Here is a 1,183-nt window from a genome sequence, read left to right as displayed (position 1 = left end):
CACTCGTCTTGCTTTCGCAAGCCTCGCGCCAAGTGCTTGCGCACTCGCGAAACGTCGTCAAGCCTTGGTCGTTAGCCGCCATTGCCAAGATTTGAATCTATAATGAAATTCTTTCAAGACGGGGATGTAAAAGATTTAATTTACTCGAATTGTAGAGATAATGGCTATTTAACTGAAACCAAAGTAGTTATCGAAGAGCTTTGGAGCCGAATCTGCTCTTTGAACTTACTCGGTGATAATAAAATTAAATTCATTAATGATGCGAAAGACAATTTCACTGGTGCGGTATGGCAACTTCAATTAACTGATGTCTTGAATAAACGACACAAACTAAAAGAACCTAAGGAATTTGGTCCTGACATCATCATACAAACTGGATCAAAGGATATTACTATTGAATGCGTAGCTTCAAATAAATCTGGGAAAAATAAAATTGAAGGAATATCCGGCCAACCAATTATTTTAGATGAAGAGAAGCTAATGCTGAGAATATTAGAGAGTATTTCTCAAAAGAAAGTAAAATATACTGCGTGGTTAGAGAATGGGAAAATAGATCAAGATTCTCCTTTCATAATAGGAATTGATACATCCGCAATTCCTGATGGTGATGTGATCGGGCTTCCAGAGACGAATTTGATAGAGAAAGTCCTCTTTAGTATCGGGAAACATGTTTTTAAGGTAAATCTTCAATCTGGGGAGATTGCGAAGGAATTCGAAGAAAGAAGAGAGATTATTAAGAATTCCGGAAATTCAGTTGAAACCGCATTATTTGAAAATGATGAATATTCGTTTATCTCCGGCATTATTTGGAACAACACTAATATTATCACTGATTACTCTTTAACTGGAAGTAGATTTATATTCTATCGAAATCCAAAAGCAAGAAATCCGGTCCAAATTAAAATTCTAGATAAAGAAAAATAATATAATCTTTAGTTTGGATTAACTCTTAGGGTTTTGGCAACAGGCGGCTAACTATCGGCTCTGACGCTTCGCTTCGAGATCGCTACGCGACTCTCGCTTGGCCTCCGGCACATTTCGCTTTGTCACTCGTCTTGCAGAGCAAGCCTCGCGCCAAGTGCTTGCGCACTCGCGAAACGTCGTCAAGCCTTGGTCGTTAGGCGAAAGTTGTAGAAAATATATGGTCAAAATAAATCTTAATCGCAGTCTGTCCGTTTAACAT

Annotated in this window: 1 protein-coding gene; it reads left to right on the top strand. The window is 38.4% G+C overall.

Features of this window, described 5'->3' with window-relative positions; genetic code table 11:
- The first annotated feature begins 102 nt into the window (after positions 1-102).
- A complete protein-coding gene (locus CH362_RS19080; RefSeq protein WP_100711899.1) occupies positions 103-924 on the top strand; it encodes a hypothetical protein in 822 nt (273 codons plus the stop codon).
- Positions 925-1,183 lie beyond the last annotated feature (259 nt).

Source organism: Leptospira saintgironsiae (assembly GCF_002811765.1).
In the GTDB taxonomy this organism is placed as follows: Bacteria; Spirochaetota; Leptospiria; order Leptospirales; family Leptospiraceae; genus Leptospira_B; species Leptospira_B saintgironsiae.
The sequence above is the reverse complement of the archived record's forward strand: the minus strand, read 5'-3'. Positions and strand labels throughout refer to the sequence as shown.

Excerpts from the sequence above, each read along its gene's own strand:
- CH362_RS19080 (WP_100711899.1), top strand. The coding sequence starts at position 103 with ATGAAATTCTTTCAAGACGGGGATGTAAAAGATTTAATTTACTCGAAT.